Source organism: Pseudomonas cannabina (genome assembly GCF_900100365.1).
Classification (GTDB): domain Bacteria; phylum Pseudomonadota; class Gammaproteobacteria; order Pseudomonadales; family Pseudomonadaceae; genus Aquipseudomonas; species Aquipseudomonas cannabina.
This window is the reverse complement of the sequence record NZ_FNKU01000001.1, coordinates 2,673,118-2,699,363: the sequence shown is the minus strand read 5'-3', so window position 1 is coordinate 2,699,363 and position 26,246 is coordinate 2,673,118. Positions and strand designations below refer to the sequence as shown.

Genomic DNA, 26,246 nt, shown 5'->3' with positions numbered 1-26,246 from the left:
CACTGATCGGTCTCAGCGATATTCACACAGGTAAGCGGTATCGACGCTGACCTTGAGCTGGAACTTGCTGTTTGCCGGTACCTTGAACTGGCTGCCGGTGGAGAAAGTCTCCCAGTCGCTGCTGTCAGGCAGTTTCACATTCAGCTCACCGGAAATAACGTGCATGATTTCCCGCTGTGCAGTGCCGAACTCATATTCGCCCGCGGCCATGACGCCGATGGTTGCCTGACCTTCGGCCTGGCTGAAGGCGATGGATTTGACGGTGCCGTCGAAGTACTCGTTGACCTTGAACATGAGCGGTTCCTTATGAAAGGGCTGGAAATGGCTCGCCAGTATGCCCAACCCGCCAAACCCCGTCACGCCTGATTAGAGTGTCATTAGAGTGTCGTCCGCAAGCATGAATGTTCAGTTGGTCAGAATCAGCGGCAGCAGCCTCGCGGTGTTGCGCGCATCGACCAGTGCTCTGTGTTGCTGACCGGAAAACTGCATGCCGGCCAATTGCAGGGCGCTGTTCAGGCCCAGCGGTTTTTGCAGGTGACGAGCCTGGGCAAAGCGCTGCTTGAGATTGACGTGAGGCATGCTGGACAGGGCGCTGTCGAGTTGATGGTTGCGCCATTCCTCTTCCAGTTGCTGTCGATCGTAATCCCCCCAGCTCGCCCAGCCCACCACGCGAGCGCGATGATGGGCAAGCCAGCGTTCGAACTGCGGCCATACGGCGGTGAGCGGTGCGGCGCTGTCGATGTTGCTCTGAGTTATATGGGTCAGTTCGCGACAGAAATGGGTCAGCAGCGGCCTGCGGACGGGACGTACGAAGCGCTCGAAGTGATCCAGCTCGCGCCCGTCCTGATTGACCAGCGTCGCGCCTATCTCGATGACTTCCATTTCTGCGACCGGCCAGCCACCCTCTTCGGTGGTAGCCTCCAGATCAATCACCAGCCAATGTGGCATTATCAAGCTCCCTTACCCTGTTGAATGACTACAGCGTAGCCACATTGACCCGCTGTGCCGGTCTCTGTCGCACCGCTGGTCCTGTCTGCCTCGATACTGATCAAGCGATACCGCGTTGTTGCAGCGTGCCAGTTTATTGCACGTATAAAGCAGACAGTACTTCAAACTCGCTGACGCCGGTGATTTGACAGTTGTTTAAATCAGGGAAACCGCATAGCGTGGGGGGCTTTGATTAATGTTGTTTTTATGAAAAGACTTGCAGTGATAATCAATGGGCAACTGCGCAGCGCGGCAGTGGGCGTCTGTCTGCTGCTCTTGCTGTTGACGGGTTCGCAGTGTTTCGCAGCGCAAGTGGTGCGTTTGGCTGCGGTGCATTTCCCGCCATATATGGTGCGTCCCGAAAAAGGTGAAGACACCGGTCTGTTGCCGCGCCTGATCGCCGCCTTGAACGCTGCGCAGGATGATTACCAGTTCGTGATGATCCCGACCTCAGTGGCACGGCGCTTTCGCGATTTTACTGAAGGCCGTTTCGACATCGCGATCTTTGAAAACCCTGACTGGGGCTGGAAAGACATTCCCCATGAAACCGTCGACATGGGCCTTGAAGATGCCGAGGTGTACGTGGCCCGGCGGGCGGAAGGTCGTGAACAGGACTATTTCGACACGCTGTCCGGAAAGCGCCTGGCCGTGTTTTCCGGGTATCACTACGGTTTTGCCAACTTCAATACCGATCAGAAGTTTCTGAACGAGCACTTCAATATTACCTCGACCTACTCTCACGACAGTAATCTGCTGATGGTCGTGCGCGGGCGAGTGGATATTGCGCCAGTGACCCGTTCCTATCTGATTGACTTCATGGCCCATAACAAGGACGAAGCCGGACAATTGATGGTGTCCGACCGTGTTGACCAGATTTATCGGCAATATGCCTTATTGCGCCCCAACGGCAATATCGACGTCGCGCACTTCACCGTATTGCTGGAGCAGCTGCGCAGTGCGGGAACGCTGGCGGATATCTTTCAGCCGTTGCATATCAAGGTACTGCCGATGAGTACCAGCTCTGCTGTGCAATAAGGCACGTGCAAGAAAGATACAGGGGCAAAGAGGGAAGGGTGACAGCGTTAACGATCTGCCACCTTTGCTGACTCAGCGGTCTCTGGCGTCCTTGGCGTCCATTTCCGCATTGCGCTCATGAACACGCTTGAGCTGTTCTTCGGTCAGGGGCAGTTTCTTGGCTGTGTCGCGCAGCATCATCAGACCGCCGACAATCGAGCCGATGGCTACGAGCAGAATTAACCAGGCATACCAGGGCATAGCGCTCTCCTTGTTGTGATACCGGTTTGAGCAGCGAGGCTGCTCAATGGTTCAAGTGTACGCGCCACAAGCGCGTTGCGTGCAAGACTGTTTGCACGCAACACTGTTTGCACACAGCATGGGGAGAGTCTGTTTGCGATTATCGGCCAGTCAGCATCGCATCGGCCGGAGCCTCGGCGCGCGAGCGGGCGGTCAGGCTGAAGTAGATGAAGCCGATCGCCATCAGGCCCAGAAAAATCAGGCCTATCAGCAAATTGAACCAGGCCATTGCCACCAGGCACACCACCGCCAGAACCAGGGCAATGCCAGGCACCACCGGGTAGCCCGGAGCGCGGAACGTGCGCTCCAGCTTAGGCTCGGTTTTGCGCAGTTTGAACAGGCTGAGCATGCTCATGATGTACATGACGATTGCGCCGAACACGGCCATGGTAATCATCGCAGCCGTCAAGGTCATGCCGCTCAGGTTGATCAGGCCATCGCTGTAAATCGCGGCGATGCCGATCAGGCCGCCGGCAATGATCGCCCGGTGTGGTGTCTGAAAGCGTGACAGTTTGGCCAGCGAGGCAGGCAGGTAGCCGGCGCGGGCGAGGGCGAAGAACTGGCGCGAGTAGCCCATGATGATGCCGTGGAGGCTGGCAACCAGGCCAAACAGGCCAATCCACACCAGCATGTGCAGCCAGCCGGAGCTGTCACCGACCACTGCCTTCATGGCTTGCGGCAGCGGGTCGTTGATGTTGGCCAGGGTGCGCCAGTCGCCCACGCCACCGGCAAACAGCATCACGCCGAGGGCCAGCACCACGAGGGTGATGATCCCGCTGATGTACGCTTTCGGGATGGTACGTTTCGGGTCCTTGGCTTCTTCAGCCGCCATGGCGGCACCTTCGATGGCCAGAAAGAACCAGATCGCGAATGGAATCGCCGCGAACATGCCGGCAATCGCTTCAGGCCCGAACGTCTGCGAACCCGCCCAGCCATTGAGGGCGAAATTGCTGAAGCTGAAGGCCGGCGCGACCACGCCCATGAACACCAGCAACTCGGCAACCGCCAGAATGCACACCACCAGTTCAAAGGTTGCGGCCAGTTTCACGCCAACGATATTGAGCGCCATGAATACGATATAGGCTCCGACGGCGGCGTGCTTGGGGTCCAGACCCGGATACTGAACATTGAGATAGGCACCGATGGCCATGGCGATGGCCGGTGGCGCGAAGACGAATTCGATCAGCGTCGCCATACCGGCGATCAGCCCGCCTTTCTCGCCAAAGGCACGGCGACTATAAGCGAACGGGCCACCGGCGTGAGGGATCGCGGTGGTCAGTTCGGTAAAGCTGAAGATGAAGCAGGTGTACATGGTCGCGACCATCAGGGCTGTTACCAAAAAGCCCAGCGTACCCGCCACGCCCCAGCCGTAGCTCCAGCCGAAGTATTCGCCGGAGATCACCAGCCCGACCGCAATCCCCCATAGATGAAGCGTGCCAAGCGTAGGCTTGAGTTGAGTACTCATTATCGTCTCCCTGAGGTTCTGTCATCGTTGAAACATCCTGTTGCAGAGGCCGTGCCAGTGCATGAACGGCCGTCGTAATGCTTCAAAAGAGGTCGTTTGCAGAACGCCAGGGTTAATCGATTCATTCCCTTGTGCAGGTTTGGTGCAATCGAGCGCACGAGTGTTCGCTGCAAGTGCAGGGAATCGTTGGGTTTTTTGCGGCGATCCGGGCAAATACCGATCTACGGGTCCCGCCCGTTCGCCGGTTCGGCTACAATGCGCGCCGATTTCGACTTACCTGAGACCACGCTCATGTCCGCCTGCCAGACTCCTGTCATCGTCGCCCTGGATTTTCCGACCCGCGAAGCCGCTCTGCGGCTGGCGGATCAACTTGATCCCACGCTGTGCCGGGTCAAGGTGGGCAAGGAGCTGTTCACCAGTTGCGCATCGGACATCGTCGAAACCCTGCGCGAAAAGGGCTTCGAAGTGTTTCTGGATCTCAAATTCCATGATATTCCCAACACCACCGCCATGGCCGTCAAGGCGGCGGCAGAAATGGGCGTGTGGATGGTCAATGTGCACTGCTCCGGGGGGCTGCGCATGATGGCTGCATGCCGTGAAGTGCTTGAGCAGCGCACCGGCCCGCAGCCTTTGCTGATTGGTGTGACAGTGCTGACCAGCATGGAGCGCGAAGACCTCGCCGGTATCGGTCTGGACATCGATCCGCAGGTGCAGGTGTTGCGCCTGGCGGCGCTGGCTGAAAAAGCCGGCATGGACGGGCTGGTCTGTTCTGCGATGGAGGCGCAGGCGTTGAAAGCGGCCCACCCGTCACTGCAACTGGTTACCCCCGGCATCCGCCCGGCGGGCAGCGCGCAAGACGACCAGCGCCGCATTCTGACTCCGCGCCAGGCACTGGACGCAGGCTCCGACTACCTGGTAATCGGCCGCCCGATCAGCCAGGCCGCCGACCCGACCAAGGCACTGGCCGCAGTGGTCGCCGAACTGGCCTGATCACTCACCCCGATTATTGTGCGACGCAGAGCTTCTCGAACTGCATTCGCATGCTGGAGCGTGCGGAACGATGATCTCACTCTCGTGCCACCGCACTGGCACGAGAGTCATTCAGGTACGCGTGCAGCACAGAACAGCTGCCTTCATTCCACTTTCAATATCAGCTTGCCGTAGTTGTCACCGGTAAACAGCTTCAGGAAGGTCTCCGGGAATGTCTCCAGACCCTCTTCGATATGCTCTTTGCTCTTCAGCTTACCTTCCTTGATCCAGCCCGCCATGACCTGGCCAGCCTCTGCAAAGCGGTCCGCGTGATCAAGCACGATGAAGCCTTCCATGCGTGCGCGGTTGACCAGCAGCGACATGTAGTTGGCCGGGCCTTTGACAGCAGTGGTGTTGTTGTACTGGCTGATGGCACCGCAGATCACCACGCGTGCGCCGACCGCCAATTGGCTGAGTGCAGCGTCCAGAATGTCGCCGCCCACGTTGTCGAAGTACACATTCACACCGTCCGGGCAGTGGCGTTTCACGGCGTCCAGCACGTCCTCGGATTTGTAGTCGATCGCCGCATCGAATCCCAACTCTTCAGTCAGCAAGCGGCATTTCTCTTTGCCCCCGGCGATACCGACGACCCGGCAGCCTTTGATTTTGGCAATCTGCCCGGCCACGCTGCCAACGGCACCTGCTGCGCCGGAGATCAGCACCGTGTCGCCGCTTTTTGGCTGACCGACGTCCAGCAGCGCCAGGTAAGCAGTCATGCCAGTCATGCCCAGCGCCGACAGATACAGTGGCAGCGGAGCCAGGCGGGTATCTACCTTGTAGAAACCCTTGGGCTCACCGATAAAATAATCCTGAACACCGATGGCCCCTTGCACATGATCGCCGACGGTAAATTTAGGGTTTTTCGATTCAAGCACTTCGCCCACACCCAGTGCGCGCATGACCTCGCCCAGTTGCACGGCCGGAATGTAGGACTTGCCCTCGTTCATCCAGCCACGCATGGCCGGGTCCAGGGACAGGTATTTGTTTTTGACCAGAATCTGGCCGTCGGCGAGGGCAGTCACCGGGACAGTCTGATAGGTGAAGTCATCACGGCGCACAGTGCCCGAAGGGCGTTTGGCGAGCAGAAACTGGCGGTTGGAACGATCAGTCATGGCAGGGCCTCGTAAAAATGGTTCAAGAATGGATTCAAACGCTCGCAACACTGGTCCGGCAAGCAGCTTCAGGCAACAAGCGATCATCGAGCGAATGCCGTTTGATCCATGTGGTTGATAGGAGTCCGCTCAGGCTGTGGCGTTCAAGTCGATTCACAGAGCGACGCACGCCGGGCGCCTGCGCGGCTTGAGTCGCCTGCCTCGGTGCTCTACATTGTCCGCTCAATGAATGCCCGGATGACTGCAATGCCCGTGACGAGTCTGCACACCCTTCAACCTCAAGTTCTGCGTGCAGGTGACGCCGTGGCGCTGGTATCGCCTGCCGGGCCGGTCGCCGCTGCCAGGGTCGAAGCGGCCGTCGAGGTCCTGAAGAGCTGGGGGCTACGGCCGCGTGTCTACCCTCATGCGCTGGGTGCTTATTCGTTCTATTCGGGGACCGACGAGGAGCGGCTCGCTGACCTCAATGCGGCACTGGCTGATCCGGAAATTCGCGCAGTGCTTTGCACGCGCGGTGGCTATGGTGTGCAGCGCATCGTGCAGCAAGTTGACATGGATGCCGTGCGCCGCGACCCGAAGCTGGTGACGGGCTTTTCCGACATCACCGCCCTGCACGGCGCGCTATGGAACCATGCGCGCCTGGCGACCATTCACGGGCCCATCGCTGCGCAACTGGAACGCGGTGGGCTGTTCGTCAGCGGTATGCGTCAGGTGCTGATGAGTACCGAATCCGTGTTGCTCAAGGCCGATCCCGGTTCGCCGACCGCCAGTGTACGGACCTCGGGCAGTGCGAAAGGCCTGCTGCTCGGCGGTAACCTGTGCATACTCGATACCTCGGTCGGTACGCCGTTCATGCCGGACTTCACCGGTGCCATTCTGCTCATCGAAGAAGTCAACGAGCCCGCCTATCGGGTTGACCGCATGCTGACCCATCTGGGTAACTGCGGCATTCTCGGGCGACTGGCGGGCATTGCTGTCGGTGAGTTCACCCCGGCCGCGAACACCGGCGGCACCATCAGCCCTGCGCATGTCTTGCTGGAGCGGCTGGGCGGCCTGGGCATCCCGGTACTCGGCGGCTTGCCGGTCGGCCATGGCGACCTCAATCAGGCCGTGCCACTGGGGATGCCGGCAATCCTCGATGCAGATGCTGGCACCCTGCTGGTGTCCGCAGCCGCCCGCTGAAGTGCGAGGCGCAGGCTCAATCAGCCTTGCGCGCGTTCAGAATCAGCAGCGTCACCACGCCTGCGATGATGCCCCATAATGCCGAGCCGATGGAAAACAGCGTCATGCCCGATGCAGTTACCATGAAGGTGATCAATGCAGGTTCGCGTTGTTTCGGTTCGGCCATGGCGACCGTCAAGCCATTGATGATCGAGCCGAACAGCGCCAGTGCTGCAATCGACAGCACCAGCTCTTTGGGGAACGCGCTGAACAGCGCCGCGAGGGTCCCGCCAAAGAGGCCGGCGATGCCGTAAAAAATGCCGCACCAGATCGCTGCGGTGTAGCGCTTCGTCTTGTCCTGATGAGCATGCGGGCTGGTGCAGATCGCCGCGCTGATGGCTGCCAGATTGATCCCGTGGCAGCCGAACGGTGCGGTCAGCAGCGAGGCAATTCCGGTCGTCGAAATCAGCGGCGAGGTGGGCGGGTAATAACCGTCGGCGCGTAACACAGCCACGCCCGGCATGTTCTGCGAGGTCATCGCTACCACGAACAGCGGAATGCTGATGCTGACGGTGGCCGCCCAGGAAAATTCCGGTGTTGTCCATACTGGCACAGCCACGTCCAGAGCCATCCCGCCAAAGTCGAGCAATCCCGACAGGCCGGAGATCACAATGCCAACCAGCAAGGCGAGCAGTACCGAGTAACGTGGCGAGGCGCGCTTGACCAGCAGATAAGTGAGGAACATGCCCGTCACCAGGCTGGTACGGTGCTGGGCCGCGACGAAAATCTCACTGCCGATCCGGAACAGAATGCCTGCCAGCATGGCTGCCGCCAATGAAGCGGGCAAGCGTCTCACCAGCCGTTCGAATGTGCCGGTTACGCCGCACAGAACGACCAGAAGCGCACTGGTGATGAACGCACCGACCGCCTGCGGGTAGCTGACGCCACCCAGACTGGTGATCAGCAACGCCGCGCCGGGGGTCGACCATGCCACGGTGATGGGCGTGCGATAGCGCAACGAGAGGCCGATGCTGCACACAGCCATGCCCACGAACAAAGACCACAGCCACGAAGAAACCTGCACACTGCTCAACTGCGCCGCCTGTCCGGCCTGGAAGATCAGCGCCAGCGAACTGGTGCAGCCCGTCATCATGGCGATGAAGCCGGCGACCATGGCGGACGGCGATGAGTCGGCCAGCGGGCGCAGCGGCACCTTCAGGGTCTGGTTCATGGAGGGCGATCCTTGCAGCGGGCAGGTAACAATGGACGCCAAGCCTAAACGGATGCGTGCGCGATTCTACGATACAGCGATACGAGCAAATGCCAGCACAGTTGCAAAAGGCTCGCTCACTCGTCGTCGGCACCTGGCGGGCACGCCCCGGATTGCAGCGTCTGGCCCAGCGCGCGGTTGACCGTCAGCCAGCCATCCACCGCGTCCTGGCCCGCTTCACCAAACACGCGCTGCAGCAGCTTGACCTGCTCGCGCCGCAGCGCCTCCTCGAAGCGGGCGCCGTCTGCGGTCAGCGCCAGCAGCCGCTTGCGCTTGTCGGCCTCAGGTGCAGCACTGTTCACCAGATTCATTGCAATCAGCTGGCGCAGCGGCGCATTGAGTGCCTGTTTGCTGACGCCCAGTACCGTCAGCAGCTCCTTGACGCTCAGGCCGGGATAGCGGGCGATGAAAAACACGATGCGCTGATGCACCCGACTGAAGCCGCGCAAGGCGAGCATTTCGTCAGCTTTGGCAGTGAACGCCTGATAGCCGAAGAAGAACGCCTCCATTGCCATTTGCTGATTGGCTGGTTTTTTAAGGTCAAGCATATTGACGTATCCGGTTGGCGCGTCGTAATTTTAGTCAACAAGTTTGACTTATTTTCATTCGCCCCGGCTACAGGTAATCGACATGGCATTCTCCGAACGCGTTTCCCGTCTGAAAAGCTCGCTGATTCGCGAGATCCTCGCCGCCGCCCAGCGCCCGGAGTTGATGTCGTTCGCCGGTGGACTGCCTGCCGAGTCGATGCTGCCCAAGGTCGAGTGGGCCGATATGCCGGTCGCGCTGGGCCAATACGGCATGAGTGAAGGCGAGCCTGCCCTGCGCGAAGCACTGGCGGCCGAAGCGCGTGCATTGGGAATCGCCTGTGAAGCCAGTCAGGTGATGGTGGTCAGCGGTTCACAGCAGACGCTGGATCTGGCCGCCAAACTCTACATCGACAAGGGTACCAAGGTGTTGCTGGAAGCGCCGACCTACCTGGCTGCGTTGCAGATATTCCAGCTGTTCGGTGCCGACTGCATCACGGTGCCTCTGCTCGCAGAAGGCCCGGATCTGCAGGTCATGCGCCAACGGCTGGAGCGGCACACTCCGGCTTTTGCCTATCTCATTCCGACCTTCCAGAACCCGTCGGCGGTGCGCTACAGCCAGACCAGCCGCGACGCGGTTGCGGCCCTGCTGGACGAGTTCGGCGTGACGCTCATCGAGGATGAACCGTACCGCGAGCTGACCTTTGACGGTGGCAGTGCCAGGCCGATCGTGAGCAGTCTGAAAAAGGCCAGCTGGATCTACACCGGCACGGTGTCGAAGACGCTGCTTCCCGGTCTGCGAGTGGGTTATCTGATCGCCAGCCCCGATCTGTTTCCGCACCTGCTGCGGTTGAAACAGTCTGCCGACCTGCACACCAATCGTCTGGGACAATGGCAGGCCTTGCAGTGGATCGGTACCGAGCACTATCGTGAGCATCTGGTAACGCTGCGCGAGTTCTATCGCGGTCGACGTGACGCCTTTGAAAGCGCCTTGCAACAGCATTTTACCGATCTGGCCGTGTGGAACAGCCCGCAAGGTGGCCTGTTCTTCTGGTTGACCCTCAAGCAGCCGCTGGATACCCGCACCTTGCTGGATGCGGCGCTGGCGCAGGATGTCGCCTTCATGCCGGGCGAGCCGTTCTTCGCCGACCCGGACGCCAACCCCGGTTATCTGCGGCTCAATTTCAGTCATATCGACCCGGCGCGTCTGGATGAAGGCATAAAACGACTGGCATCTGTCGTGCGTGCAGCACAGAATCTGCAAGCGGCTTGATCCGATCCAACCCGAACACACCAAGGGAGCAGGGCGATGTACAAGGTTTACGGTGATTACAATTCGGGCAATTGCTACAAGGTCAAGCTGATGCTCAGCCTGCTGGGCAGCGCGTACGAGTGGGTGCCGGTGGATATTCTCGGCGGCGAAACCCAGACCCCGGCGTTTCTCGAAAAGAACCCCAACGGCAAGATTCCGGTGCTGGAACTGGAGGATGGCACGTGCCTGTGGGAGTCCAATGCGATTCTCAATTTTCTGGCCGATGGCTCCCGCTACCTGCCAAGTGAGCCGCGTTTGCGGACACAAGTGTTGCAGTGGCAGTTTTTCGAGCAGTACAGCCACGAGCCGTCGGTAGCCGTCGCGCGGTTTATCCAGTTTTACCTGGGGTTGCCGGCCGAGCGCATGGTCGAATACCGGGCCATGCAGAAGTCTGGCTATCGCGCGCTGGCGGTCATGGAGCAACAGCTCGACCGCACACCTTTCCTGGTCGGCGACAACTTCTCGATCGCCGACATCGCCTTGTATGCCTACACTCACGTGGCGCATCAAGGCGGCTTCGACCTGGCGCCCTACACCGGCATCCGCCGCTGGCTGGAGCGGGTCCAGGCTCAGCCCGGCTACATTGGCATGCTGGACTGATCCGATCCTCTTGAGAGCAACGAATTTATGCGTATTTCACTGACTCTTCTCGCCACCTTCATCGCGCTCGGCGTCGGCTGCTCCGCTCAGGCCGAGGACTGCAACACCAATCAGGCGAGCATGAACAAGTGTGCCGCCAATGAGCTGGCGACACTCGACGCGGATCTGAACAAGCAATACAAGGCGCAGATGGCCTGGCTCCAGACCCCGGAGAAAAAACAGGCGCTCAAAGACGCGCAGCAAAAATGGATCGCTTTGCGTGATGCCGATTGCCTGTATCAGGCGGGCAAACCCGAGGATTCAGGTTCGATCTGGCCGCTGGTGCATTCGCAATGCCTGGCCGGGCAGACCAGGGTGCAGGTCAAGCAGCTGAAAGCCTATGTGGCCTGTCGCGAGGAAGGTTGCCCGCGCTGAAAGGCGGCGGGCAGTCGGGATTCAGATGGCCCCGAAGCGCTGGTCAAGGTAGTCGATGATCACCTTTGACTCGTACATCCAGACCGTCTTTCCACCTTCTTCGATACGCAGGCAAGGCACCTTTATTCTGCCGCCTTCGTTGAGCAGGGTCTGGCGATCGAGTTCGTTGTTCTTCGCGTCGCGCAGCGCAACCGGAACGTTGAGGCGACGCAGAGCGCGACGAGTCTTCACGCAGAACGGGCAGGCGTGAAACTGATACAGAGTCAGGCCCCGAGCAGCTTCGTCGACGGCCGCCTGAGCCTGAGGATCACGCTTTTTCCGGCCCGGGCGGGTCAGGAAGTCGATGCCGATGACGAGCTGGCCGAGGCCGACTCTTAACGCTTTCATGAACACGGTCATACCTCGTGCGGGCAGTGGCAGAAATCGGCCTACCGTTCAACGTGCATCAAAGCACATGAACGCAGGCTGAACGGGTCACTTGATCAGGCTGAGAAACTCGCTGCGAGTGGCGGCGTTTTCACGGAATTCGCCGAGCATCACCGACGTGATCATCGCCGAGTTCTGTTTCTCGACACCGCGCATCATCATGCACATGTGCTTGGCTTCGATGACCACTGCAACGCCCAATGCGCCGGTCACCTGCTGGATCGCTTCAGCGATCTGACGGCTGAGGTTTTCCTGAATCTGCAAACGGCGGGCGTACATGTCGACGATCCGTGCCACCTTTGACAGGCCCAGCACCTTGCCCTTCGGGATGTAGGCCACGTGGGCTTTGCCAATGAACGGCAGCAGATGGTGTTCGCACAGAGAGTACAGCTCAATGTCCTTGACCATCACCATTTCACTGGCGTCAGAGCTGAACAGCGCACCGTTGGTGACTTCTTCCAGCGTCTGCGCATAACCGCGACACAGGTATTGCATGGCCTTGGCGGCGCGCTTGGGGGTGTCCAGCAAACCTTCGCGCGATACGTCCTCGCCCAGTTGCCCGAGTATGGCGGTGTAATTCTGTTCCAGTGTCACAGGACTGTGTTTCCGTGTGGGTTTCAGAGCGGTACGTTTTTTGGGGGTGTACCGATTTTGTACCAACGAGGAGCGTTTCCAGATTATCGACCACCTCGATTGATGCTGATGGAGCCGAGTGAACTGGTGTACGTAACCACAGCAGTTACATGCTGTGCCTTATCCTGTTGGCGATGAACACGGGGTTGAGCCCGGCCGTGGCGTGCATGGTAGCGTAGGTCTGCCGGCAGTTGTACTACCGTCGCTTGGTAATGCCTGGGGTATTTGACTTTACCTTGAGTTTTTTGCTCGGACCGACCTGCTCGACCGTATCAGGAATACTGAAGAGACATACGCCGTAGCGTTTAAAGCGAGCTGGCAGGTTGATAGGCCTTGCGATGAGCAACCAACGCTGTCGCCCGAACCTACTTGAGCTTTGAGCTGAATCAAGCGAATGTGTGCAGGCGGGGCCATTCGACGGGCTTGACCTGACACCCCGAGAGAGGATGAACATGAGCCACGATCAAGTCATAAAGCAAATGCGCGAAGACCTTGAGCAACTGGGCAATGAGGTTCGTAATAAGCCCGCCCATGAAACCCGAAATATTCTGGTGTCTGCTGCATCCGGTGCTGTGTTCGCACTGGCTGTTTCATGGCTTGCGTTCAGAATCTGGTTCTGACTGCCTGGTCAGATATCACCTGCAGAACAGATTTTCGCATGTCCGTATCAGAAGTGGCGAGCCGGAAGATGGTTTGTATCGCTTCGCTTACACACTAGCAACCCGATCGCTACCCACTTCCGGCAGGCCGCGTTGTCTGACGCAGGTCATCAATCAATAGCCTGTCGAGAGAGTGAATCCGGATGTTGAGTCGAGTAGCAAAAATAGCGATGTTCGCCATCGTACTGTCGTCGGTTTCCGGTTGCTGGCCATTCTGGCCGGGGCCGGGTGGGCACGGTGGTGGCGGTGGCGGGCACCATGAAGGCGGCGGCCCTGGCCCTGGTGGTCCTGGCCCGCGCTGAGTGCCGAATCGGGCAGCGTGCTGCTGCCCGGTAAGCAATGAAGGGCGCGAAGAGGATTACTCGTCGCGTCCTTCCATCATTGTGCGTTTGAGCACTACATAAACTGCGCCCGCGCCGCCATGTTTGGCCAGGCACGAGCAAAAGCCCAGCACCTGCGGATGCTGACGCAGCCACGTATTGACGTGACTCTTGATCATCGGACGCTTGCCGTCCAGACGCACTGCCTTGCCATGGGTGACACGCACACAGCGTATTTCCAGTTTTGTGGCTTCTGCCAAAAACTCCCACAACGTCTCGCGCGCTACTTCCACGGTCATGCCGTGCAGGTCGAGGCTGCCTTCGAAGCTGATCTGGCCGAGCTTCAGTTTGCGCATCTGACCTTCCTGTACGCCGTCACGTGACCAGCTCAGCACATCTTCCGGCCCGACATCGATGACAAACTGGTCCGAGAGCCCGTCGACCGTCACCGAGTCGGTGCGCACGGTCGCGGACTGACGCAGGCGGGCGAGCATTTTTCGATCAGCTTTGGGTTTGCCGACATCGGCGTGTTCATGCTTGAGCGGCTTGACGCCGCGCGTTTCGCTTCTGAACAGGGAAAAATCGTCGTCTTGCATGAGGCCTCCGCGAAGGAGGCTAGTCTAACCGCTCGAGCGAGCGGGTCAGTTGTGTTTTTTCAGCAAATGAGCAGAGATGCTCAAACCGTTTGCGCCGGGTTGGCGACGGCAGCGACGCCATAGCCAGACACCCAGATAAAACACCAGCAATCCACCCACTGCAACGAACGCGGCGCCGCCCGGGCTGGCATTCAGTTCACCCAGCATCTGCGGATGGCCGATCAGGCTGGAGACACCGGCGACGGTCAGCAATATGCCCAGCGCAGCCAGCAGCAGTGCGATCAGCGCCCCGATCCGTTTGCGCCAGTTGCCCTGGCCTTTGTTGCGCAAGCGACGTGCATTGAAACCACCTGACGTCTTCATGCTTTTTCCTCAGCAGGTATCGGCTCGATAAATGTCGGCGCTGTGGCCTGGGCAAGAGCGTTTTTTCGCCCCGTCGACAGAGTCAGATCAGGTCTTTGGTCAGGGCCAGGGTCGCGAAGTTGTCGGCCATGATTGCCATCTCGGTTCTGTGTACCACGTGAGCACTGACCACGCCATGCTGGCTCGGCAGGTCGCGGGTTGCGCAGGCGTCGTCGACCAGTGTGCAGCGATAGCCATAATCCTTGGTCGCGCGAACGGTGGTGCTGATGCTGGAATGGCTCATGAACCCGCAGACGACCAGGTCCAGATGACCCAGACTTTGCAGCAGTTCGTGTAAACCGGTGCCGTTGAAAGCGTTGGGGAGGCGTTTTTCGATCAGATGCTCATCGCCCTGCGGCAGCAGTTCCGGAACCAGCTGCCCGCGCTCGCCCTGGGGGTCAAACAGGCCGCCCACGGTGCCCAGATTACGGACATGAACAATCGGGCATTTGACCGCACGCGCTTTGGCCACCAGCAGACCGATATTGGCCAGGGCTTCGTCGACACCGGTCAGGGCCAGCGGGCCGCTGAGGTATTCTTTCTGTGCGTCGATGATGATCAGCGTCGCGTTGCTCAGGTTGGCATGCGCATGCACACGGCCGCTGAGTTGGAACATGGTCTTTAAATCGGACATTCACGGGCTCCTTTGAGTGGGGCTTTTGCGACATTGTCCTCTGGCTGAGCCGTTCTGGGAATGGCAACCATTGAAAGCCCCGGTTTTTATGGCCTGCAGGGCAGGTGAAGGGCATGCTGGATGGCGGTTTGCCTTGATGGCGGTAGCCGAATCGTGGAAACTTCCACGCCTGTCGGGTACGAAGAGTGCGACGTTGTTCGCAACCAGGCCTTTCACAGTGGCTCGTCGTTTTTTCCAAGGAGTTTGTTCATGATCACTTCCCGTTTGCGTACCGTGCGCGACCATATCCGTTGGGCCGTCAGCCGCTTTCATCAGGAAGACGTGTTTTTCGGTCATGGCACAGACAACGCCTGGGACGAAGCGCGGCAACTGGTGCTGGGCGCTCTGCATCTGCCATGGGAAGTTGCTGACAGCTACCTGGACTGCCGTCTGGAGATCGACGAAATTTCCGAATTGCAGCGCTTGATCAGGCGCCGTATCGATGAGCGCGTGCCGACGCCTTACCTGCTCGGCGAGGCGTGGTTCTGCGGTATGTCGTTCGTTGTCGATGACCGCGTGCTGATCCCGCGCTCACCGATTGCCGAGCTGATCGAAGAGCGTTTCGCCCCTTGGCTGGCCAGCGAACCTGAGCGAATTCTGGACCTGTGCACCGGCTCCGGCTGCATCGGTATTGCCTGTGCCGACGAATTTCCTGACGCCGAAGTGGCCCTGGCCGATCTCTCCTACGACGCGCTGGAAGTGGCCAACCAGAACATCGAGCGCCACGGCATGGAAGATCGGGTCTACACCGTTCAGGGCGATGGGTTCGACGGCCTGCCGGGGCAGCGTTTCGATCTGATCGTCTCCAACCCGCCTTACGTGGATGCCGAAGATTTTGCCGAAATGCCGGACGAGTATCAGCACGAACCCGAGCTGGCGCTGGCCTGCGGCAGCGATGGCCTGAATCTGGTGCGTCGCATGCTGGCGCAGGCTGCCGATCATCTGACCGAGAAGGGCTTGCTGATCGTCGAAGTGGGCAATAGTCAGGTTCACGTGCAGGCGCTTTACCCCGAGGTCGATTTTGCCTGGCTGGACTTCAAGCGCGGCGGTCACGGCGTGTTCATGCTCTCGGCCGAGCAGTGCCGCGCCCATCAGGCGGTGTTTCAGGCACGGGTCTGACGTAAGGGGGTCACGGGGCTGGCATCAGCCCTCGTTATTTTGCTGGCAAACGGCCTAGCGGTGGGTGGCGATCCAGATCAATAAGCCCGCCTGAAACACCGCGAAGGTCACCAGGCAGGCAATCGTGAAGCGCAGACTGGCGTCCTCGCGTTTGTATTTGCCAACCCGCTCTTCGTGCTGGCGAATGGTCACTTCCTGTTCGATCATGCTCTTCTCGGCCTTCTCCAGCATCTGCGACGCTTCGAGAATCTCGACGATCTGCACTTTGTCGTTGTTCCAGGTGCTGTGCAAGTTGCCGACGTGCACGTCTTTGATACTGCCTTTCATGTGCTGAGCGTCGGCGTAGACGACTTCAAAGCCCAGGGTGCGCAAAAAGTGATCACGGCGCAGGCGGGTGTCTTCATTCAGGCCGTCCTTGCTGGCGAGGGCCACGCCCTCGATCTTATAGGACGACCAGCGTTTCTGCGCCCAATGCACGGCGTGAGCGATCAGAAAACGGCCGATACCCCGATTCCAGGGCTCGATCTGCAAGCCTGGCTGCGGACCGAAGCGTACCGTGCGCGTCACGTGGTCGGCCCAGACATCCAGATTGTTCTGTTCCTTGCGCACTCGCTGGCCGGGCAACTGAACATTGATACGCAGCAGACTCAGCTCTTTGCTGTGTCGCTCGGCACGCCCGAACTGTACAAAGCGCAACGGCCGGCCACCCGTGCTCCGGTCGGTCGGCTGTGGCGCCAGACGCAACATCTGAAAGCTTTCGGGCAGGACGTCATCCCACGGCAGCGGTGCTGCCGGAGCTTCGGCTTCGGCCGTTGCGGGGTCTGCAATGGATTCGGTCATGATCTTCGCGTCAGTCATTAACAAGGGTCCTGTCCCAGGGTCTGTTCCCGTTTCATCGCGGCCGGCTCGCTATGAAGCGGGAACAGACCCTGGGCCATGTGTAGCAAACATAAAGCCGTTAAACAGCTATCGGCCGGATTGCCCGCGACTGAAGGGCGGATGACCGTCAGTTTTTTTTGCCAGCCTCCGGCAGCGCATTGATGAAGCGCAGGATGCGCGACGTCACTTCTTTGGCCAGCGGCTGGGTCGGGTTGCGGTAGGACAGCAGTTGCTGCTGCAGGTCGTCGGGCACGATGCGCAGCACATGGTTCATGCCGTCGATCAGCGCCAGCTCCGCATCAGGCTTGGCTTTTTGCAACAACAGCGCGTCGCCCACGCCGACCTGGATGTCATTGCGCCCCTGAACGATCAGTGCCGGAACGTTAACTGCGCCAAAGGCAGCGGCCGGGTCCTGGCGGAACAGCGAGATCAGGTACGGCTGGACCGTGGGGCGGAACACCACCTCCAACTCGGGCGGAACGTTGTCATCGGTCTTGCCGGCTTTGAGTTCGTCGAGCAATTGATTACTGCGCTGCAACAATTCCGGGGGCAAACGTTCCTGGAACTGTTCACGCAGCACCTGATCCACCGGCCGTCCGATGCCGGCCACGGAAATCAGTGCCGCTGCGCCGACTTTTTCAGCCGCCAGTGTGGCGACCAATGCCCCTTCGCTATGCCCCAGCAGGATCAACGGGCCCAGGCGCGGGTTAGCTTTCAGTGCTCTGGCCCAGAGCTGCACGTCGGCAACGTAGCGCTCGACGCTCAGATTGCGCTCGTCCGGCGTGACCGCCTTGCTGGCCGCCACGCCACGTTTGTCATAACGCACGCTGGCGATGTTGTGAGTGGCCAGAATCACCGCCAGGCGCTTCATGCTGTCGTTGCGGCCACCTTCGGGATTATTACCATCGCGGTCGGTGGGGCCGGAGCCGGCGATGATCAGGACCACCGGTACCGGCTTGTCCGAGCGCGGCATCATCAGCGTGCCGTAGAGCTTGCCGTTTTCAGTGTCGACGCTGACCTGGCGTTGCACCGCACTCGGCGCAGCAGCGCTGGCGGTGGCAGCGAAAAAGATCAGCGGCAGGGCCAGCAGGCGCAATAAGTGTGCAACTCGAAACAGGAAAATACCGGATAACATTGCAAGGCCATCATGGGAGGGGTCTCGCTTGGACGCATGCGGTCACAGAAGGTTCGAGGATGAACTGAACCGCGAGCCTGCGTATACTGGCGCGCTTGATGCAATGATCTGGTTTTTTGGCTGATTTCTCGGAGCGCCCGCATGTCCGGCAACACTTTCGGCAAGCTGTTCACTGTCACCACCGCCGGCGAGAGCCACGGCCCGGCGCTGGTCGCTATCGTCGACGGCTGCCCGCCGGGGCTGGAGCTTGACCTGCACGACCTGCAGCGTGACCTGGACCGGCGCAAGCCCGGCACCAGCCGGCATACCACGCAGCGTCAGGAGGCCGACAAGGTCGAAATCCTCTCGGGCGTCTTCGAGGGCAAGACCACCGGCGCTTCCATCGGCCTGCTGATCCGCAATACCGATCAGAAGTCCAAGGACTACTCGGCCATCAAGGACTTGTTCCGGCCGGCCCATGCCGATTACACCTACCACCACAAGTACGGCATTCGTGATTACCGTGGCGGCGGCCGCAGTTCTGCACGCGAAACCGCCATGCGCGTCGCTGCCGGTGCCATCGCCAAGAAGTATCTGGCCACCCAGGGCATTGTGATTCGCGGCTACATGAGTCAGCTCGGTCCGATCCAGATCCCGTTCAAGACCTGGGATTCGGTCGAAGACAACGCCTTTTTCTGCGCTGATCCCGACAAGGTGCCTGAGCTGGAAGCCTATATGGACCAACTGCGTCGCGACCAGGACTCGGTCGGTGCGAAAATCACCGTGGTCGCTGAAGGCGTGATGCCAGGCCTGGGTGAGCCGATCTTTGACCGCCTGGACGCCGAACTGGCGCATGCATTGATGAGCATCAACGCGGTGAAGGGCGTGGAGATCGGTGCGGGTTTCGACTGTGTCGCCCAGCGCGGCACCGAGCACCGCGACGAGATGACGCCGCAGGGCTTTGTGTCGAATCAGGCGGGCGGCATTCTCGGTGGTATTTCCTCCGGCCAGCCGATCATTGCGCATCTGGCCCTCAAGCCAACGTCCAGCATTACAACGCCGGGGCGCTCCATCGACGTCGACGGCAATGCCGCCGACGTGATCACCAAGGGTCGACATGACCCCTGCGTCGGCATTCGTGCCACGCCGATTGCCGAGGCGATGATGGCCATCGTCTTGCTCGATCACCTGCTACGTCATCGCGGGCAGAATGCCGATGTCAGTGTCAATACGCCTGTGCTGGCACAGTTGTAATGAGCGCTGTCACGGTTGCGGTTCGCTAGCGTGACGGCACTTCCCGACAGGCAGCTTCCTTACTGGCGGCTGTCCGGCTTCTACGTGTGTTATTTCGCATTGCTTGGCGCGGCCGCGCCCTTCATGGCGCTGTACCTCCACCACTTGGGTTTTTCCAGCGCGCGCATTGGCGAACTGATCGCGATCCCGATGCTGATGCGCTGCATTGCGCCGAATATCTGGGGCTGGCTGGGTGATTACACCGGACGACGGCTGACCATCGTGCGCTTCGGCTCGATTTGCACGTTGCTGGCGTTTTCGCTGGTGCTGATCGACAAAAGCTATACCTGGCTGGCGATGGTCATGGCGCTGTATGCGTTCTTCTGGCACGCCATCCTGCCGCAGTTCGAAGTCATCACCCTGGCGCATTTGCGCGGGCAGACCTCGCGCTACAGCCAGATCCGGTTGTGGGGTTCGATCGGTTTCATTCTGGCAGTGGTGGTGCTGGGGCGCGTCTTCGAACGTTTCAGTCTCGACCTGTTTCCGTACATTCTGCTGGCCGTCATGCTCTTTATCGCCGTCAGCAGCTGGTGGCTGCCCAATGCCCGGCCGCTGGTCTCGCCACAGGAGGCAGAGGCGGGTGGTTTTCTCAGGCAACTGACCCGACCCGGCGTGCTGGCGTTCTACATCAGCGTGGCGCTGATGGTGCTCAGCCATGGCCCGTATTACACCTTTCTGACCCTGCACCTCGAAGCGCTGGGCTACAGCCGTGGTCTGATCGGCATGCTATGGGCCGTCGGGGTGGTGGCTGAAGTGCTGATGTTCATGCTGATGAGCCGCATTTTGCAGCGTTTCTCCGTGCGTCTGGTGCTGCTCACCAGTTTTTTGCTCGCTGCGCTGCGCTGGTTGCTGCTGGGCATGTTCGCCGATTATCTGGGTGTGCTGCTGATTGTCCAGTTGATGCATGCTGCAACATTCGGCAGCTTTCACGCGGCTGCCATCCATTTCGTGCAACGTAGCTTCGGCCCGCGACAGCAAGGTCAGGGGCAGGCGCTATATGCAGCGTTGTCTGGCGTGGGCGGTACGGTGGGTGCGTTGTATTCCGGTTACAGCTGGAGCGTGCTGGGGCCGGCCTGGACGTTTGCCATCGCCAGCCTTGCCGCCCTCGCAGCAGCCGTCATGATTGTTACAGCCAAGAAAGAGGAAGGTGTATGAGCCGCGAACAACTGAGCCTGGAAATCATCGAAGCCGGGCGCTTCCTGTACGGCCGTGGCTGGTCGCCTGCCACCAGCAGCAACTACTCGGTGCGCCTGTCTGCCAGCGAAGCGCTGTTGACCGTGTCCGGCAAACACAAAGGGCAATTGGGCGTCGACGACGTGCTGGCCACCGATCTGGCGGGCAACAGCCTGGAACCGGGCAAAAAGCCGTCCGCAGAAACCCTGCTGCACACCCAGTTGTATCGCTGCAGGCCACAGGTTGGCGCGGTGCTGCACACGCATTCGGTGAATGCGACCGTGCTGTCGCGGCTGACCGCTGTCGATCATCTGGTGTTCGCAGACTACGAGCTGCAAAAAGCCTTTCAGGGCGTGACAACCCATGAATCGCGCGTGGTCGTGCCGATTTTCGACAATGATCAGGACATTGCCCGTCTGGCCGCGAAGGTGCAGCCTTGGCTGGACGCTCACCCCGACTGCGCCGGTTACCTGATTCGCGGCCACGGTCTCTACACCTGGGGGGCGAAAATGAGCGACGCATTACGACAGATCGAAGCGTTCGAGTTCCTGTTCGAATGCGAATTGAAAATGCGCACGGTGATGAACCGTCAATGACTCAGCACTAAACAGCGTGTATGCCTGACCGGCCTGTAAAAGCCGGAAGGCGTTGCCCCAAACCGAGGATTCATGCCATGAGCAGCCTGTCCGTCTATCACGTTTCAAGCCCTGATATTCCCAACAAGGTGCTGACCCACCTAGAAGACATCGCCTCGACGCTGGCCGAGCACGGCGTTGCGTTCGACCGCTGGGAGGCCGCCACGCCGATCACGCCGGGTGCCAGTCAGGAAGAGGTCATCAACGCCTATCGCACGCAAATCGACAGGCTGATGACCGAGCGCGGTTATGTCACTGTCGACGTCATCAGCCTCAACAGCGATCACCCGCAGAAAGCCGAATTGCGCGCGAAGTTCCTCGAAGAACATCGACACGCCGAGGACGAGGTGCGCTTCTTCGTCGCCGGGCGCGGGCTGTTCACGCTGCACATCGACGACTATGTATACGCCGTGCTGTGCGAAAAGAACGACCTGATCTCTGTACCCGCCGGGACCCGGCACTGGTTCGACATGGGTGAAAATCCGCATTTCGTCGCCATTCGCCTGTTCAACAACCCTGAGGGTTGGGTGGCTAATTTTACCGGTGAAGACATTGCTGGCCGTTTCCCTCGGCTGGAAGACTGACAGGAGCCCGATTCTGATGCCCATCAAAGCCATTCTCACGGATATCGAAGGCACGACCAGCACAGTGAGCTTCGTTTTCGAGGTGCTGTTTCCGTTTGCCCGAAAGCATCTGCCGGACTTCGTTCGTCAGCAGGTCGACCAGCCCGCGGTGGCCACACAACTGCACGCCGTTCGCGAACAAAGCGGCGAGCCTGGCGCCGATGTCGAGCGGGTCATTGCGATTCTGCTGGAGTGGATTGCCGAAGACCGCAAGGCGACGCCGCTCAAGGCCTTGCAGGGCATGGTCTGGGAGCAGGGCTATAACGCCGGGCTGCTTAAGGGCCATGTTTATCCGGACGCCGTTGAGGCGCTCAAACGCTGGCATCAGGACGGTTATAAACTTTACGTTTACTCGTCAGGCTCGATTCAGGCCCAGCAACTGATTTTCGGCTGTTCCGAGGCGGGCGATCTTTCCGGCCTGTTCAGCGGCTACTTCGATACCACCTCGGGCCCCAAGCGTGAGGCGCAGTCCTATCGGACGATTGCAGCCGCGACCGGTTTCGCCGCGCAGGACATTCTGTTTTTGTCGGATATCGTCGAAGAGCTGGATGCCGCGCAGGCTGCCGGGATGGCAACCTGTGGCCTGACGCGTGACGGTGGCGCACTGGCAGGTCATGAAAACGTGGCCAGCTTTGCGTTTATCGATCCTGCTGCTTTCTAGAGTCTGTTCCCTGGCTGGGCGCTCATTCTGAATCCAGCCGACGCTCGTGCCAGCGCTCGCGTTGGCCTGCATTCCGAGACCCTCCGCGTCATTGATCTACAGCCCTGCATGCATCCTGGTTCACAGGCTGCAAGCCATTTGCTGTAAGCAGCGTCCTGCTTTCCAGTGGGATGCTGCCCGTTTAAAAGTGCTCTGTTTCTGTTTGTTTTGGCTGCCGTTTTTCTACGCGATTAATCGTGTAAGTTCTTCGCAATTGTCCCCGGGGCCACACTTGCGCCTATTCCGGGGCGCACAGGAGCGGTGGTCATGGGCAGTGCAATGGCAGAGAGCGCAACGAAAGATCTATTGATACAACAGATGGTCAATACGATTACCGAACTCGACGGGCAAACAGCAGTCGAAAACGCCCTTGAATGGCTGAGGCGTGAGTGTGATTGCGAGCGGGCGATGTTCTATCAATTCAAAGGGCCGTTGCTGCTGACGTTCATCACTTCGAATGTCGACGACATTTGGGGCAAAGCCTATCGGCATCATGAACTGATCACTCAGGACCCGGTCATTCGGTACTACCGCAACCACCTAGGAGGGTGTAGACAAAATCATGTAGTGAGTCGGCGCGCGAGTATTCGAGCCTCGGCCAACCAAACCCATGCCTCGCTTACCGCAAAAAGGCGATCATGATGCATGATCAGTCGCCGAGCTCTCTCATTCCAGGCATGAGTTCGCTCCACTACCCATCGCTTGGGCATGACCACAAATCCAGTCTGAACAGGCTCCACGGAAAATAGATCGCCTTGTTCAGAGTGCCATTGCCCTGTTCTTCTGTTATTCGGGCCACGGATCACTTGAACATCGATAGCGTGCAGTTGATGGGTGCGCTGTGCCCATTTTCCTGCGTACGCACTATCAACAAAAAGCGTGCTCAGTGACGGATATTTTTCCTTCGAGTACGCCACCGCATCATCCGCCGCGTCACGATCCTGCACGCTTGCAGCACTGATACTGACAGCCAGCAGCAGGCCCAATGTATCGACAATCAGACTTCGTTTACGCCCCTTCACTTTTTTGCCTGCGTCGTAGCCGCTGTCACCGCCTTGAGGAGAACTGCGGGTCGACTGTGAATCCAGGATCGCTGCTGACGGGCTGTCAGCGCGTTCTTCCCGCTCACGCCATTGAGCTCGCAAGCGATCATGCATTTGCTCGAACTTGCCTTGAGCGCTCCACCGGCGGAACGTTTTGTAGACATTGTCCCAATGAGGAAAATCGCGGGGTAGCATTCGCCATGAGCACCCCGTGCGTACGACATAGCAACAGGCTTCCAGCAACGTGCGCCGAGAGTGAAGCGGTGGCACTCCTCGTCCGCCCTGGCTTTCAAACAGGTCGGCGACCAGTGCCCACTCGGTATCTGTCAAGCAACTCGGATATAGCTGCTCCGGCAGTTGGCGGCGGTGGGTTTCATTGTAGCCATAGGCTTTATTAGGTTCAGGTGACTGAAAACTTCCCTTGGCCCGCTGCTTTACACGCGTAATCCCTGCCATTTTCAACGCTTTTGCAAAGGTGTCGGGATGCGCAGTGATACCGGTTTCGGCGAAGAATACGAGCGCCAATTCGGCCTGGCTGGAATAGGGCTGTGCATGAGCGAGTTTCACCAGCACGGGATAGTGCTCGGCGGCAATCGAGCGAGGACGTCCGGTTTTAGGCATGGCTTGAGGGCTATTCAGACAAGGGAGTGAAAGTTTAATTTATTTTGTCTACACCCTCTAGGGAGACGCTGAACAATTAACCCGTTCGCACCGTCCCCATTTCCAAGCCGGTTTTTTTCAACCTGCCGGCCTTATTTTACGTTTCTCGAGCAGATTTCTGCCCTCATTTTGCTGAAAGGCGGGCCAGTCCCGCCTTTCAGATGGATTTATCCTGCCGTCTGTTGTAAATACCGCTTGGCCAGCATCAGATTGGCCAACCCAAACAAACTGAACAACTGCGCTGTATTCTTTTCCAGCCCACGGTAGCGAACCTTGCGATGATTGAAGCGCACCTTGATTACCTGGAAGGGGTGCTCGACCTTGGCACGCAGTTGCGCCTTGGCATATTCAATTTTGCGCTTGACCCGATACAGCACGCTGCCTTCGCCGTGCTGCTTGTAACTGCTTGGCCGTTCTGCAATCGACCAGATAACGTCCCGTTCAGCATGCTCCGGTCGCTTGGCCGCACCGGTGTATCCAGCGTCACCCGAAACATAGGTTTCGTCACCGTGAAGCAACTGGCCAACCTGGGTGACATCCGCCACGTTAGCGGCCGTCCCTACTACGCTGTGCACCAGCCCCGACGTGGCGTCTACACCAATGTGGGCCTTCATCCCAAAGTGCCATTGATTGCCTTTCCTGGCCTGATGCATCTCAGGATCACGCTTGCCTTCTCGGTTCTTGACCGAGGGCGGCGCGGCGATCAGAGTAGCGTCGACGATAGTGCCTTCCTTGAGCAGCAGCCCCCGGCTGGCCAGATGCTGGTTAATCGTTTCAAACAGCAGCCGGGTTAGCTGATGGACTTCCAGCAAGCGGCGAAAACGCAGCAAGGTGGTGGCATCCGGTGCAGACTCGCGACCCAGGTCGATACCCATAAAACCGCGGATGGCCTGGCTGTCGTAGACGGCATCTTCGCAACCTTCATCGGAGAAACCGAAACACTGCTGCACGACGTACATGCGCAACATGCGCGACACCCCTATCGCAGGGCGTCCGCGCTTGCCTGCGGTGTTGCTATAAAACGGCGCCACTTGCGCCTCCAGCAGGGCCCAGGGCACCAACTGTTCAAGGTCAGCCAGGAAGCGATCTCGGCGAGTCTGCTTTTTCTTGCCGGTATATTCGAGTTCGGAGAAGGTCTTCTGCACGCGCGTAACGCTCACGGAGAGGGAGGCTGTTGAAGGAACTTAGTGTGCCAAGGGTGGGGACAGTTGGCTATTTTTGCAGCGCCTCCCTAGGGTTCATGAACTGGCAGGATGCATTTCGCCTGTACCCTTTGTCTGCCTGCTATGACAAAGCGGTCGAGGCCAGTGAGTTGTTGCCGGCCATTTCCTATGGGTACACCAGTCATTGCCGCGGCACGGAGAGCGTGACGTCGGTCTGTACCCTGGCAGAATTGGAAAAGCCGATCAACGCTGAACAAAAGTATCTGGTCAGCAGTCTGATGCCGGTCATGCACAGTGTGGCGAGAGGGCTGAAGTTCTGTTCTCGCGGCTTGACTCATCGAGAGCTGGAAACGTTGCAGTGGGCCAGAGACGGAAAAACCGCCTGGGAAATCTCGGTGATCCGTGACATTTCAGAAGCCACGGTCAAATATCATTTTAAGGCCATTTACGCCAAACTGGGCGTTGCTAACAGGGCTCAGGCGGTCGGTGAGGCCTTGTGTCGCGGGCTGATCCGGTAGTTCGCAGCGCACCGAGCTAGCATAAAAAAGCCGCGAAAACAGTGAGTAATCGCGGCAAACAAGGGATGAGAGCGTACAACGGATCGCCGCTCCAAAAGGAGCAGCGAGTCAAACGAATCAGCGTGTATGGTAAGTCGGCAGATCGAAGCGGTGCTGGCTTTGCAGCATCGAAATGGCTGGCAGCTCGCTGGCTTGTGCCGCGAGGTCACGGCGAATTGCGCTGATAACCCATTCCAGTTGGACCGGCGTGTGCAGTTGCGCATAAGACACGGAGCGACGGATCTGTTTGCCCTCGTCATTACGCAGCGACACCAGAACACCGCCATCCGGGCGAGGCTGAGTGGTCACGGTGTAATCGGAAAATACGGAAGCGAATTTTTCTTGAATAAAAGTCATGTCTAGCGGCTCCATTGCTCATGGGATAACAAGCTT

29 protein-coding genes and 3 pseudogenes are annotated in these 26,246 nt (G+C 59.2%); 15 read left to right on the top strand and 17 right to left on the bottom strand.

What is annotated here, in order from left to right; all coding sequences use genetic code 11:
- Positions 1 to 12 precede the first annotated feature (12 nt).
- Positions 13 to 294, bottom strand: coding sequence for a pyrimidine/purine nucleoside phosphorylase (ppnP, locus tag BLT55_RS12580; RefSeq protein ID WP_007252151.1), 282 nt, complete (start codon positions 292 to 294; stop codon positions 13 to 15).
- Positions 295 to 377: 83 nt separating this feature from the next.
- Positions 378 to 948 (bottom strand): annotated as a pseudogene (locus BLT55_RS12575) (3'-5' exonuclease).
- 246 nt (positions 949 to 1,194) lie between these two features.
- On the opposite strand from BLT55_RS12575, the gene BLT55_RS12570 reads away from it, so the two are divergent.
- A complete protein-coding gene (locus tag BLT55_RS12570; RefSeq protein WP_055000510.1) occupies positions 1,195 to 2,022 on the top strand; it encodes a substrate-binding periplasmic protein in 828 nt (275 codons plus the stop codon).
- A gap of 72 nt (positions 2,023 to 2,094) precedes the next feature.
- Here the strand turns inward: BLT55_RS12570 and BLT55_RS12565 are convergent, their stop codons facing one another.
- Positions 2,095 to 2,262 (bottom strand): DUF2897 family protein, encoded by a 168-nt coding sequence (locus tag BLT55_RS12565; RefSeq protein WP_007252154.1) that lies wholly within the window; start codon positions 2,260 to 2,262, stop codon positions 2,095 to 2,097.
- 139 nt (positions 2,263 to 2,401) lie between these two features.
- A complete protein-coding gene (gene eat / locus BLT55_RS12560; RefSeq protein ID WP_055000509.1) occupies positions 2,402 to 3,766 on the bottom strand; it encodes an ethanolamine permease in 1,365 nt (454 codons plus the stop codon).
- Between the two features lie 291 nt (positions 3,767 to 4,057).
- Between eat and pyrF the strand changes: the two genes are divergently transcribed.
- Positions 4,058 to 4,756, top strand: a complete 699-nt coding sequence (gene pyrF / locus BLT55_RS12555; protein ID WP_055000508.1) for an orotidine-5'-phosphate decarboxylase — start codon at positions 4,058 to 4,060, stop codon at positions 4,754 to 4,756.
- Between the two features lie 143 nt (positions 4,757 to 4,899).
- Here the strand turns inward: pyrF and BLT55_RS12550 are convergent, their stop codons facing one another.
- On the bottom strand, positions 4,900 to 5,907 hold the full coding sequence (locus BLT55_RS12550; protein ID WP_055000507.1) for an NADP-dependent oxidoreductase: 1,008 nt from the start codon (positions 5,905 to 5,907) through the stop codon (positions 4,900 to 4,902).
- A 246-nt stretch (positions 5,908 to 6,153) separates the two neighbouring features.
- On the opposite strand from BLT55_RS12550, the gene BLT55_RS12545 reads away from it, so the two are divergent.
- Positions 6,154 to 7,086: a S66 peptidase family protein gene (locus BLT55_RS12545; protein ID WP_074801373.1), complete on the top strand. Its 933-nt coding sequence runs from the start codon at positions 6,154 to 6,156 to the stop codon at positions 7,084 to 7,086.
- Between the two features lie 16 nt (positions 7,087 to 7,102).
- On the opposite strand, the gene BLT55_RS12540 is transcribed toward BLT55_RS12545, so the two are convergent.
- The gene (locus BLT55_RS12540; RefSeq protein WP_055000505.1) at positions 7,103 to 8,296 is read right to left on the bottom strand and encodes a benzoate/H(+) symporter BenE family transporter; all 1,194 of its coding nucleotides are present in this window, start codon (positions 8,294 to 8,296) and stop codon (positions 7,103 to 7,105) included.
- A gap of 116 nt (positions 8,297 to 8,412) precedes the next feature.
- Complete coding sequence (locus BLT55_RS12535) at positions 8,413 to 8,883, bottom strand: MarR family winged helix-turn-helix transcriptional regulator (RefSeq protein WP_055000504.1); 471 nt, start codon at positions 8,881 to 8,883, stop codon at positions 8,413 to 8,415.
- A gap of 82 nt (positions 8,884 to 8,965) precedes the next feature.
- Between BLT55_RS12535 and BLT55_RS12530 the strand changes: the two genes are divergently transcribed.
- Genes BLT55_RS12530 through BLT55_RS12520 form a run of 3 tightly spaced genes read left to right on the top strand, consistent with a single transcriptional unit; the run spans position 8,966 to position 11,185 of the window.
- Positions 8,966 to 10,132 carry an aminotransferase-like domain-containing protein gene (locus BLT55_RS12530; protein WP_055000503.1) on the top strand — a complete coding sequence of 389 codons (1,167 nt, stop codon included), beginning with the start codon at positions 8,966 to 8,968 and terminating at the stop codon, positions 10,130 to 10,132.
- Between the two features lie 36 nt (positions 10,133 to 10,168).
- The gene (locus BLT55_RS12525; RefSeq protein WP_055000502.1) at positions 10,169 to 10,771 is read left to right on the top strand and encodes a glutathione S-transferase family protein; all 603 of its coding nucleotides are present in this window, start codon (positions 10,169 to 10,171) and stop codon (positions 10,769 to 10,771) included.
- 27 nt (positions 10,772 to 10,798) lie between these two features.
- The gene (locus BLT55_RS12520; protein ID WP_055000501.1) at positions 10,799 to 11,185 is read left to right on the top strand and encodes a lysozyme inhibitor LprI family protein; all 387 of its coding nucleotides are present in this window, start codon (positions 10,799 to 10,801) and stop codon (positions 11,183 to 11,185) included.
- 21 nt (positions 11,186 to 11,206) lie between these two features.
- On the opposite strand, the gene BLT55_RS12515 is transcribed toward BLT55_RS12520, so the two are convergent.
- Together BLT55_RS12515 and folE are read right to left on the bottom strand one after the other, a co-directional pair.
- Positions 11,207 to 11,584, bottom strand: a complete 378-nt coding sequence (locus BLT55_RS12515) for a glutaredoxin family protein (RefSeq protein ID WP_074800482.1) — start codon at positions 11,582 to 11,584, stop codon at positions 11,207 to 11,209.
- 75 nt (positions 11,585 to 11,659) lie between these two features.
- Positions 11,660 to 12,205 (bottom strand): GTP cyclohydrolase I FolE, encoded by a 546-nt coding sequence (gene folE / locus BLT55_RS12510; RefSeq protein ID WP_054080221.1) that lies wholly within the window; start codon positions 12,203 to 12,205, stop codon positions 11,660 to 11,662.
- Positions 12,206 to 12,696: 491 nt separating this feature from the next.
- Between folE and BLT55_RS33465 the strand changes: the two genes are divergently transcribed.
- On the top strand, positions 12,697 to 12,864 hold the full coding sequence (locus tag BLT55_RS33465) for a hypothetical protein (RefSeq protein WP_167359958.1): 168 nt from the start codon (positions 12,697 to 12,699) through the stop codon (positions 12,862 to 12,864).
- A 397-nt stretch (positions 12,865 to 13,261) separates the two neighbouring features.
- On the opposite strand, the gene BLT55_RS12495 is transcribed toward BLT55_RS33465, so the two are convergent.
- The 3 genes from BLT55_RS12495 to BLT55_RS12485 all read right to left on the bottom strand — a co-directional run bounded on the left by BLT55_RS12495 (position 13,262) and on the right by BLT55_RS12485 (position 14,855).
- Positions 13,262 to 13,819, bottom strand: a complete 558-nt coding sequence (locus BLT55_RS12495; RefSeq protein WP_007252168.1) for a Smr/MutS family protein — start codon at positions 13,817 to 13,819, stop codon at positions 13,262 to 13,264.
- 45 nt (positions 13,820 to 13,864) lie between these two features.
- Positions 13,865 to 14,182, bottom strand: coding sequence for a hypothetical protein (locus BLT55_RS12490; protein ID WP_007252169.1), 318 nt, complete (start codon positions 14,180 to 14,182; stop codon positions 13,865 to 13,867).
- 82 nt (positions 14,183 to 14,264) lie between these two features.
- Positions 14,265 to 14,855: a cysteine hydrolase family protein gene (locus BLT55_RS12485; RefSeq protein WP_055000499.1), complete on the bottom strand. Its 591-nt coding sequence runs from the start codon at positions 14,853 to 14,855 to the stop codon at positions 14,265 to 14,267.
- Positions 14,856 to 15,104: 249 nt separating this feature from the next.
- On the opposite strand from BLT55_RS12485, the gene prmB reads away from it, so the two are divergent.
- Complete coding sequence (prmB, locus tag BLT55_RS12480; RefSeq protein ID WP_055000498.1) at positions 15,105 to 16,013, top strand: 50S ribosomal protein L3 N(5)-glutamine methyltransferase; 909 nt, start codon at positions 15,105 to 15,107, stop codon at positions 16,011 to 16,013.
- Between the two features lie 54 nt (positions 16,014 to 16,067).
- Here prmB and BLT55_RS12475 read toward each other — a convergent pair whose 3' ends face one another.
- The gene (locus BLT55_RS12475; RefSeq protein WP_074800476.1) at positions 16,068 to 16,871 is read right to left on the bottom strand and encodes a hypothetical protein; all 804 of its coding nucleotides are present in this window, start codon (positions 16,869 to 16,871) and stop codon (positions 16,068 to 16,070) included.
- A gap of 148 nt (positions 16,872 to 17,019) precedes the next feature.
- Positions 17,020 to 18,027, bottom strand: coding sequence for an alpha/beta hydrolase (locus BLT55_RS12470; protein ID WP_055000497.1), 1,008 nt, complete (start codon positions 18,025 to 18,027; stop codon positions 17,020 to 17,022).
- 141 nt (positions 18,028 to 18,168) lie between these two features.
- On the opposite strand from BLT55_RS12470, the gene aroC reads away from it, so the two are divergent.
- The 6 genes and pseudogenes from aroC to BLT55_RS12440 all read left to right on the top strand — a co-directional run.
- Entirely contained in the window at positions 18,169 to 19,260 is a 1,092-nt protein-coding gene (gene aroC, locus BLT55_RS12465; RefSeq protein WP_055000496.1) for a chorismate synthase, read from the top strand.
- Between the two features lie 30 nt (positions 19,261 to 19,290).
- Positions 19,291 to 20,454: an MFS transporter gene (locus BLT55_RS12460; protein WP_074800473.1), complete on the top strand. Its 1,164-nt coding sequence runs from the start codon at positions 19,291 to 19,293 to the stop codon at positions 20,452 to 20,454.
- Positions 20,451 to 21,068 (top strand): methylthioribulose 1-phosphate dehydratase, encoded by a 618-nt coding sequence (locus tag BLT55_RS12455; protein WP_055000494.1) that lies wholly within the window; start codon positions 20,451 to 20,453, stop codon positions 21,066 to 21,068. The genes BLT55_RS12460 and BLT55_RS12455 overlap by 4 nt, the downstream gene beginning before the upstream one ends.
- 77 nt (positions 21,069 to 21,145) lie before the next feature.
- On the top strand, positions 21,146 to 21,691 hold the full coding sequence (locus tag BLT55_RS12450; RefSeq protein ID WP_054080222.1) for a 1,2-dihydroxy-3-keto-5-methylthiopentene dioxygenase: 546 nt from the start codon (positions 21,146 to 21,148) through the stop codon (positions 21,689 to 21,691).
- 16 nt (positions 21,692 to 21,707) lie between these two features.
- The gene (mtnC, locus tag BLT55_RS12445; RefSeq protein ID WP_055000493.1) at positions 21,708 to 22,391 is read left to right on the top strand and encodes an acireductone synthase; all 684 of its coding nucleotides are present in this window, start codon (positions 21,708 to 21,710) and stop codon (positions 22,389 to 22,391) included.
- A 306-nt stretch (positions 22,392 to 22,697) separates the two neighbouring features.
- Positions 22,698 to 22,976, top strand: a pseudogene (locus BLT55_RS12440) (helix-turn-helix transcriptional regulator); the annotation flags it as partial.
- A gap of 14 nt (positions 22,977 to 22,990) precedes the next feature.
- Here the strand turns inward: BLT55_RS12440 and BLT55_RS12435 are convergent.
- Together BLT55_RS12435 and BLT55_RS12430 are read right to left on the bottom strand one after the other, a co-directional pair.
- A complete protein-coding gene (locus tag BLT55_RS12435) occupies positions 22,991 to 24,094 on the bottom strand; it encodes an IS5-like element ISPsy19 family transposase (RefSeq protein ID WP_004663854.1) in 1,104 nt (367 codons plus the stop codon).
- 206 nt (positions 24,095 to 24,300) lie between these two features.
- On the bottom strand, positions 24,301 to 25,278 hold the full coding sequence (locus BLT55_RS12430; RefSeq protein ID WP_007247761.1) for an IS5 family transposase: 978 nt from the start codon (positions 25,276 to 25,278) through the stop codon (positions 24,301 to 24,303).
- Between the two features lie 86 nt (positions 25,279 to 25,364).
- On the opposite strand from BLT55_RS12430, the pseudogene BLT55_RS34410 reads away from it, so the two are divergent.
- Positions 25,365 to 25,814: pseudogene (locus tag BLT55_RS34410) on the top strand (response regulator transcription factor); the annotation flags it as partial.
- A 117-nt stretch (positions 25,815 to 25,931) separates the two neighbouring features.
- Here BLT55_RS34410 and BLT55_RS12420 read toward each other — a convergent pair.
- Positions 25,932 to 26,210, bottom strand: coding sequence for a DUF3509 domain-containing protein (locus BLT55_RS12420; RefSeq protein WP_054085716.1), 279 nt, complete (start codon positions 26,208 to 26,210; stop codon positions 25,932 to 25,934).
- Positions 26,211 to 26,246: the final 36 nt, after the last annotated feature.